Source organism: Streptomyces sp. NPDC050509, assembly GCF_044457965.1.
Taxonomy (GTDB): Bacteria; Actinomycetota; Actinomycetes; order Streptomycetales; family Streptomycetaceae; genus Streptomyces.
In genome coordinates this window covers 495,276-502,953 of the sequence record NZ_JBITHL010000007.1, presented here as the reverse complement: position 1 = coordinate 502,953, position 7,678 = coordinate 495,276, and the positions used below count along the sequence as shown (strand labels likewise).

Sequence of the window (7,678 nt, the reverse complement as noted above, 5' to 3'; positions counted from 1 at the left end):
GCCCGGTTACATTCCGAACCCGGAAGCTAAGCCTCACAGCGCCGATGGTACTGCAGGGGGGACCCTGTGGGAGAGTAGGACGCCGCCGAACAATCTTTCAAGGACCCGTGGTCCAGCGTTCACGCTGGGCTACGGGTCCTTTTTGTTTTGCCCTCTATTACCCGAAGCCACCGTCCCGAAGCGCTCGTCGGCACCCCGACTGCGCGAGAATGGCTGCGGTACCCGAAGACAGGAGCCCAACCGATGTCCCCCAATTCCTCCGACGACCGTCCTGAGCGCGACCCGCGCCGCAGCGACAGCGGCGACCGGGGCGGCTTCCGTGGCGGCCGTGACGATCGCGACCGTGGACCGCGTCGCGATGACCAGCGCGGTGGCGGGTTCCGTGGTGCGCGGGACGGCCGGCCCAGCGGGCCGCGTCGCGATGACGACCGTGGCGGCCGTCCCAACTCGGGTTCCCGTTTCGGCTCCGGCTCCGGCTCTGGGTCTGGGGCCGGCGGCAGTGGCGGTGGTTACGGTCGTCGCGACGACCGTGGCGGCCGACCGGCCGGCGGTGACAACCGTGGCGGTGGCGGTTACGCACGCCGCGATGACCGCCGTGACGACCGGCCCAGTGGTCCGCGCCGTGATGACCGGTCGGGAGGTTTCCGTCGCGATGACCGGCGTGACGACCGCCCGAGCGGTCCCCGTCGCGACGACCGGCCCGGCGGCTTCCGGCGTGACGACCGGCCCTCCGGACCGCGCCGCGATGACCGTCCGGCCTTCCAGCGGGACGATCGCCGCGATGACCGGCCTTCCGGTCCGCGCCGTGACAACGACCGTGGTGACCGGGGCGGCTTCCGTCGGGACGACCGGCGCGACGACCGGCCTTCCGGTCCGCGCCGTGACGACCGGCGTGATGACCGGTCCAGTGCTCCGCGCCGTGATGACCGGTCGGGTGGTTTCCGTCGTGACGACCGGCGTGACGACCGTCCGAGCGGTCCGCGTCGCGACGACCGTCGTGACGACCGGCCCGCCTTCCAGCGGGACGACCGGGGCAGCCGTCCCAGTGGCCCCCGTCGCGATGACCGGCCTTCCGGTCCGCGCCGTGACAACGACCGTGGTGACCGGGGCGGCTTCCGTCGGGACGACCGTCGCGACGACCGGCCCTCCGGACCGCGTCGTGATGACCGCTCCGGCGCTCCGCGCCGTGACGACCGGTCGGGTGGTTTCCGTCGCGATGACCGGCGTGACGACCGTCCGAGCGGGCCCCGCCGTGACGACCGTCGTGACGATCGACCCGCCTTCCAGCGGGACGACCGGGGCGGCCGTCCCAGTGGCCCCCGTCGCGATGACCGTGGGGCCGACAGCCGTGGCGGCGGCGGCTACGGCCGACGCGACGACCGGCGCGACGATCGTGGCGGCGACCGGGGTGGATACCGCGGCCGGGACGAGAACCGCGGTGGCGGGTACGAGCGGCGTGATGACCGGGACCGGGACCGGGAGCCCATCAAGCGGCTGCCGATCCCCGACGACGTGACCGGCGACGAGATCGACAAGAGCGTGCGGCAGGAGCTGATGAGCCTGCCCAAGACGCTCGCCGAGGATGTCGCGCGCAACCTCGTCATGGTCGCCCAGCTCATCGACGAGGAGCCTGAGCAGGCGTACGCGTACTCGCGGATCGCCCTGCGGCTCGCCTCCCGTGTCGCCGCCGTGCGCGAGGCCGCCGGCTTCGCCGCGTACGCGACGCAGAAGTACGCCGAGGCGCTGGCCGAGTTCCGGGCGGCGCGGCGGATGACCGGCAGCGTGGAGCTGTGGCCCGTCATGGCCGACTGCGAGCGCGGTCTCGGCCGCCCCGAGCGGGCGATGGCCATGGCCGGCGAGCCCGAGGTGCAGAAGCTCGACAAGGCGGGACAGGTCGAGATGCGGCTCGTCGCGGCCGGTGCGCGCAGGGACATGGGGCAGATCGACGCCGCCATCGTCACCCTGCAGAGCCCCGAGCTCGCGTCCCACTCCGTACAGCCGTGGACGGCTCGGCTGCGCTACGCGTACGCCGACGCCCTGCTGTCGGCCGGGCGTGAGGACGAGGCGCGCGAGTGGTTCGGCAAGACCATCGAGGCGGACAAGGACGGGGCGACCGACGCCTCGGACCGGCTCGCCGAACTGGACGGGGTCGAGTTCGTCGACGCCATGGGCGAGGACGAGATCGAGGCCGGGAGCGAGGTCACGACCGACGCCGTGACCGACGCCGACGCCAAGGAGGAGGGAGCGGCCGAGGCCGCTGCCCCGCCCGTGGTCGACGCGGACGCGGACGCGCTCGTCGACGAGGACATCGTGGTCCTCGACGAGGACGACAAGCGCTGAGCGACGATGACAGAGATGGGCGGTATCCCGGTCGGGGTACCGCCCATCGTCATGTCAGCCGCCCGGCGAGGCGTCAGCCGAGGGTGACGCTCCGCATGACCAGACCCGTGGCCGGTTTCGGGCCGAACGACGTCGACTTGCGCGGCATCGTGACCCCTTGGCGCGCCAGGTCCCGTACGACGTCTTCGCGCACCGGGTGCAGCAGCACCGCCGTACCGCCGGTGCGCTCCGCCTGGACGACGGCCGCCTCCGTGTCGTGGATGTACGCGATGTGCTCCGGGTCGTCCGGGATCCGCCAGACCTGGTCCAGCAGCGTGGCGTGCAGGACCGTCGCGTCCAGCCGTTGCCAGGCGTCCGGGCGGTCGGTCCGTACCGTACGGGACAGCAGTCCCTGGTCCGGGCGGTCGACGAGATGGAAGCGGCCGTCCCCGGCGAGCAGGAACGCGTTGCCCGTGGCCGCCGCGTCCGCCAGCGCGCCGAGCGCCTCGGTGAGCGGTCCTTCGACCGTACGGACCCGGAACGCGCCCGCGAGCGCGTCGATCGCCCGGCCGACCGGCAGTCCGCGCAGGAGGCGGTGGATGGAGCGGACCTGGAGGGGGTAGCGGGCCGTGTCGATCAGCAGCACCAGGCCGTACCCCCACGGACCCGTCGACCCCCGCGCCGCGTGCTCGTCGCGCAGCCGCAGATAGGTCGCCCAGCGGTGGTGGCCGTCGGCGATCAGGGCCTGGCGGTGGGCGAGGTCGTCGGCGATGTGCGCGAGATCGGCGGAGTCCGTGACCGACCAGAGGCGGTGGGCGAAGCCGTCCTCCGTGGTGGTGGTGAGGAGCGGTTCGCGGCGGAGGGCACGTGCGACGACGCCTGCCGTACCGCCCGGGGCGTCCGCGTCACCGCGGTACGTCAGCAGCAGCGGTTCCAGGTTGGCGGCCGTCGTCCGCAGCAGCGCGGCGCGGTCCTCCACCACGTCCGGCATCACGTCCTCGTGCGGCAGCACGATGCCGGCGGCGGGGGAGGAGAGCGCGAGAGCGCCGATGATCCCCCGCTGGAGCACCTCGCCCCTGCGCTGCTCGTACACGTACAGCGCGGGCTCGGGGTCCGGGGCGAGTACGCCCTCCGCCTGCCATCGCGCCAGCGTCGCCGCCGCCTGGTGGTGCCGGGCCTCGGGGGTGGCGGCCTGCGGCAGGATGAGCCGGACGATGTTGTGCGGGTCCGCGGACTCCAGGTGGTGCAGTCCGTCGGGCCTGACGACGACGTCGTACGGTGGCGAGGTCACCGCGGACAGGCTGCCGACACGCTCCGGGACGTACCGGAGCCCGCGGAACGGAATCAGCCGCAGCCCCTTGTCCACAGGACCTGTTGTGTTCATCCGAGCATCGTATGTGCATCGTATGGGCGGGGTGGGCATGAGCGATGATCGGGTGATAAGTCCCGAGCGAGGAGCGTAAGCAGCATGAGCCAGCAGAGCAGGACCAGGCCGAGCGGGAGTGCGACCGCGCTGAGCGAGGCGTACGACACGGCGCTGCTCGATCTCGACGGTGTGGTGTACGCGGGCGGCGAGGCCATCGCCCACGCGGTCGAGTCGTTGTCCACGGCCCGGGACGGGGGCATGCGGCTCGCGTACGTCACCAACAACGCCCTCCGCCCGCCGGACACCGTCGCGGCCCATCTCACGGAGCTGGGCGTGCCCGCGGAGCCCGACGACGTGATCACCTCGGCGCAGGCGGTCTCCCGGCTGATCGCCGAGCAGTTCCCGGCGGGGTCGAAGGTGCTGGTCATCGGCGGTGACGGGCTGCGGATCGCGCTGCGCGAGCGCGGTCTGGAGCCGGTCGAGTCGGCCGACGACGACCCGGCCGCGGTGGTGCAGGGGTACGGCGGCCCCGATCTGCCCTGGGCGCGGCTCGCCGAGGCGTGCTATGCGATCAACCGGGGCGTGCCGTGGTTCGCGTCCAACACCGACCTGACGATCCCCAGCGCGCGCGGGATCATGCCGGGCAACGGCGCGGCGGTGGAGGTCGTACGGATCGGCACGGGCGCCGAGCCGCAGATCGCGGGCAAGCCGCTGCCCCCGATGCACCGCGAGACGATCCTGCGGACCGGGGCCAGGAAGGCGCTGGTGGTGGGGGACCGGCTGGACACCGACATCGAGGGGGCGTTCAACGGCGGCGTCGACTCGCTGCTCGTGCTGACCGGGGTGACGGACGGGGCGCGGCTGCTGGCCGCCGAGCCCCAGCACCGGCCGACGTACGTGGACGCCGACCTGCGCGGGCTGCTCACCGGGCAGCCCGAGGTGGTGGCGCGGGACGGCGGCTTCGGCTGCGGCGGCTGGACGGCCACCGCCGGCGCGGGCGAGCTGACCCTGGACGGGGACGGTACGGCGCTGGACGGGCTGCGGGCGCTGTGCGCGGCGGCCTGGACGGACGCCGGTGAGGGCGCGTGCGCGCTGGACGCGGGCAAGGCGCTGGCCCGGCTGGGGCTCTAGGCCCTGCGAGAGGCGCCGGGCGGCGCCTCTCGCAGGGTGGGCCGGGTCAGGCGCTCTCGGTCGCCTCCATCAGGTTGTCCTCGGAGGCGCCCCGGCGCCAGTAGCCGCTGAACTTCACCGCCCGGCGGTCGAAGCCGCGGTCCGCGACGAGGTGGCGGCGTACCGCCTTCACCGTCGCCGACTCCCCGGCGACCCAGGCGTACGGCGTGCCCTCCGGGAGCGCGGCGGCGCGGATGGCGTCCGGGGCTGCGGGCGAGGCGTTCTTCACGAGCCAGGTGATGTCGGCGTCCGCCTTCGTGGGGAGTTCCTGGCGGTCCGCCGGGTCGTGGACCTCGATCCAGACCCGGGCCGGGGTGCCCGGAGCCAGGGTGCCGAGGATGCCGGCGACGGCGGGGAGCGCGGACTCGTCGGCGGTCAGCAGGATCCAGTCGGTGCCGTCCGGCGGCCGGAAGTCGTACCCGGCGTTCTCCTCCTCGACCGGGGCCAGGACGCGGATCCGGTCGCCGGGCGCCGCGGACCCGGCCCAGCGCGAGGCGGGCCCCGACGCGTCGTCGGACTCCGCGTGCAGGGCGAAGTCGATGACCAACTCGTCCGGGTCGCGGCGCAGTTCGCGCACCGTGTACGTACGCATGATGCCGCGCACCGCCGGGTCGAGCGCGCGCCACGCGCCGTACCAGTCGACTGCCCCCGCCTCCTTCTCCGGCATGACCGGCTCGCTCTGGCCGGGGTGGGGCAGGAACAGTTTGACGCGCTGGTCGCGGCCCGCGGAGGCCATGCGCGCCAGGCCGGCGCCGCCGAGGACGATCCGTGCCATGGCGGGGGTGATCCGCTCCGCGCGGAGCACTTCGACGGCGAAGAACTGGAAGGGGGACGGGGAGGGAGCGGGCGACGGGGCGGGAGCGGACGGGGCGGGCGGGGCGGACGGGGCGGTCGGGGCCAGGGACGGGGAAGCGTTGGTCATACGGGGAGCCTCTTCGACTTCTCGACGGCGGCGGCGAGTTGTTCCAGGAGCGGGGCGTACCCCGCGTGACGGAGCTGTGTTTCGTTGAGCCAGGGGCGATCCGGCCCGCCTCGGCCGCGGCGGTGGGTCGGCCATGACGAGGATGTCCCTGACCGAAGCAGGATGCGAGGGTAGGCTAACCTAACCCCGTGTTGCTCGACAGTCCCCACCACCTGGTCACGGAGCGCCCGGGCGGGACGCGGGGGAACGGCAGGCATCCGGAGGACAGACATCCGCACCACACGTCAGCATCGGCAGCATCAGCGGCATTGACACCCACGCCGGTGCCGGTACCGGCAACGAACCCCGCGGACCCCAGGAGTACGACCATGCAGCGCCTCACCGCGGAATCGGTGACCCTCGGCTACGACCAGCGGGTCATCGCCCGCGATCTGTCGGTGGAGATACCCGACCACTCCTTCACGGTGATCGTCGGCCCGAACGCCTGCGGCAAGTCGACCTTGCTCCGCGCGCTCTCCCGGATGCTCAAGCCCTCCGAGGGACGCGTCCTGCTCGACGGCTCGGTCATCCACGCGATGCCCGCCAAGAAGGTCGCCAAGACCCTCGGGTTGCTTCCGCAGTCGTCCATCGCGCCCGACGGCATCACCGTCGCCGACCTGGTGGCGCGCGGCCGCTATCCGCACCAGGGGCTGCTGCGCCAGTGGTCGCCGGAGGACGAGCGGATCGTCGGGGAGTCCATGGAGGCCACCGGTGTCGGTGAACTCGCCGACCGCTATGTCGACGAGCTCTCCGGCGGCCAGCGCCAGCGCGTCTGGATCGCGATGGCCCTCGCGCAGCAGACGCCGCTGCTGCTGCTGGACGAGCCGACCACCTTCCTCGACATCCAGCACCAGATCGATGTGCTCGACCTCTGCGCCGAACTGCACGAGACCCAGGGCCGTACGCTCGTCGCCGTCCTGCACGACCTCAACCACGCCGCCCGGTACGCCACCCACCTCATCGCGATGCGCGACGGGCGGATCGTGGCGGAGGGCTCCCCGGCGGAGGTCGTGACGGCCGAGCGGGTGGAGCAGGTCTTCGGGCTGCGCTGCCAGGTCATCGACGACCCGGAGACGGGGACGCCGCTGGTGGTGCCGGCGGGGCGCCAGGCACGGCGCAAGCCCTCGCGGGAGCAGGCCCCCGAGCCGGTCGAGGACGAGGCGCAGGGCGAGGCGCCGGTCCAGGCCGAGGCCGCCGCGGTGCTAGAGAAGTGACTTCAGGCGCAGCAGGTCGCGGAAGCCCGCCTCCAGCCTGACCCGGCCGGAGCCCCACGCGCGGGCGAAGTTCAGTTCGCCGTCGACCAGCGCCACCAGATCGTCGCCCGTCATGGCCAGCCTGATCTGTGCCTTGCCGGGCGGCGGTCCGGGGACCGGGTCGGCCACCTCGATCCGGCCGTCCACCAGACGCCCGGTGAACGTGACATCCAGATCGGTGATGTGGCAGCTCAGCGAGCGGTCGAAGCCGGCCGCGCCGCCGACCTCGCCGTCCGTCCGCGCCAGATTGCCGGAGAGCTTGTCGAGTGCGCTACGGCACTCTTCCTTCGTCGCCATCGTGACCGACGGTACCGCAGCTCTTCGCGGTAGCGTTTCCGGTATGAGCGACGTGATCGCGGACCAGCCCCCCGGCGCGCCCGACCCGGCGGCGCCCCGCCCCCTCGGCGTGGCCCGCACCCCGACCGGCGACGACGGGGTGGACCGTACGCTGGCCAGGCTCGCCGACGCCGACCACCTCCCCGCCGAGGGCCACGTCGAGGTGTACGAGGATGTACACGGGGGACTGCGTGACGCGCTGACCGCGCTCGACGTACGTCCGGCACCCCCGGGACCTCCCCGGTGACCTCTCGCGTACGACCACAGGAGCTG

The 7,678-nt window shown here is 73.2% G+C and carries 7 protein-coding genes, 1 rRNA gene and 1 pseudogene; 6 read left to right on the top strand and 3 right to left on the bottom strand.

The genetic code is table 11. The features are described from left to right. The 3 genes and pseudogenes from rrf to ACIBJC_RS22610 form a co-directional block, all read left to right on the top strand. Window positions 1-91 (top strand): 5S ribosomal RNA (gene rrf, locus ACIBJC_RS22620); the annotation flags it as partial. Window positions 92-741: 650 nt separating this feature from the next. Continuing rightward, a pseudogene (locus ACIBJC_RS22615) lies at window positions 742-1,401 on the top strand (RNA helicase); the annotation flags it as partial. 153 nt (window positions 1,402-1,554) lie between these two features. Beyond that, window positions 1,555-2,340: a hypothetical protein gene (locus tag ACIBJC_RS22610; RefSeq protein ID WP_399295198.1), complete on the top strand. Its 786-nt coding sequence runs from the start codon at window positions 1,555-1,557 to the stop codon at window positions 2,338-2,340. 73 nt (window positions 2,341-2,413) lie between these two features. Here ACIBJC_RS22610 and ACIBJC_RS22605 read toward each other — a convergent pair whose 3' ends face one another. Continuing rightward, window positions 2,414-3,703 carry a DUF1015 family protein gene (locus ACIBJC_RS22605; protein ID WP_399295143.1) on the bottom strand — a complete coding sequence of 430 codons (1,290 nt, stop codon included), beginning with the start codon at window positions 3,701-3,703 and terminating at the stop codon, window positions 2,414-2,416. 84 nt (window positions 3,704-3,787) lie between these two features. Between ACIBJC_RS22605 and ACIBJC_RS22600 the strand changes: the two genes are divergently transcribed. Beyond that, window positions 3,788-4,816, top strand: a complete 1,029-nt coding sequence (locus ACIBJC_RS22600; protein WP_399295141.1) for an HAD-IIA family hydrolase — start codon at window positions 3,788-3,790, stop codon at window positions 4,814-4,816. 46 nt (window positions 4,817-4,862) lie between these two features. Here ACIBJC_RS22600 and ACIBJC_RS22595 read toward each other — a convergent pair whose 3' ends face one another. Continuing rightward, window positions 4,863-5,777 carry a siderophore-interacting protein gene (locus ACIBJC_RS22595; protein ID WP_399295139.1) on the bottom strand — a complete coding sequence of 305 codons (915 nt, stop codon included), beginning with the start codon at window positions 5,775-5,777 and terminating at the stop codon, window positions 4,863-4,865. Window positions 5,778-6,145: 368 nt separating this feature from the next. On the opposite strand from ACIBJC_RS22595, the gene ACIBJC_RS22590 reads away from it, so the two are divergent. Beyond that, entirely contained in the window at window positions 6,146-7,030 is an 885-nt protein-coding gene (locus ACIBJC_RS22590) for an ABC transporter ATP-binding protein (protein ID WP_399295137.1), read from the top strand. Here ACIBJC_RS22590 and ACIBJC_RS22585 read toward each other — a convergent pair. Next, window positions 7,019-7,366 carry an SCP2 sterol-binding domain-containing protein gene (locus ACIBJC_RS22585; protein ID WP_399295135.1) on the bottom strand — a complete coding sequence of 116 codons (348 nt, stop codon included), beginning with the start codon at window positions 7,364-7,366 and terminating at the stop codon, window positions 7,019-7,021. The two genes, ACIBJC_RS22590 and ACIBJC_RS22585, sit on opposite strands and share 12 nt — an antisense overlap. Window positions 7,367-7,409: 43 nt before the next feature. Between ACIBJC_RS22585 and ACIBJC_RS22580 the strand changes: the two genes are divergently transcribed. Then, a complete protein-coding gene (locus ACIBJC_RS22580) occupies window positions 7,410-7,652 on the top strand; it encodes a hypothetical protein (RefSeq protein ID WP_399295133.1) in 243 nt (80 codons plus the stop codon). Window positions 7,653-7,678: the final 26 nt, after the last annotated feature.

Bases quoted from the DNA above. Each gene is read 5' to 3' on its own strand.
- ACIBJC_RS22610 (WP_399295198.1), top strand. From the start codon at position 1,555: ATGAGCCTGCCCAAGACGCTCGCCGAGGATGTCGCGCGCAACCTCGTC.
- ACIBJC_RS22600 (WP_399295141.1), top strand. From the start codon at position 3,788: ATGAGCCAGCAGAGCAGGACCAGGCCGAGCGGGAGTGCGACCGCGCTG.
- ACIBJC_RS22590 (WP_399295137.1), top strand. From the start codon at position 6,146: ATGCAGCGCCTCACCGCGGAATCGGTGACCCTCGGCTACGACCAGCGG.
- ACIBJC_RS22585 (WP_399295135.1), bottom strand. From the start codon at position 7,366: ATGGCGACGAAGGAAGAGTGCCGTAGCGCACTCGACAAGCTCTCCGGC.
- ACIBJC_RS22605 (WP_399295143.1), bottom strand. From the start codon at position 3,703: ATGAACACAACAGGTCCTGTGGACAAGGGGCTGCGGCTGATTCCGTTC.
- ACIBJC_RS22580 (WP_399295133.1), top strand. From the start codon at position 7,410: ATGAGCGACGTGATCGCGGACCAGCCCCCCGGCGCGCCCGACCCGGCG.
- ACIBJC_RS22595 (WP_399295139.1), bottom strand. From the start codon at position 5,777: ATGACCAACGCTTCCCCGTCCCTGGCCCCGACCGCCCCGTCCGCCCCG.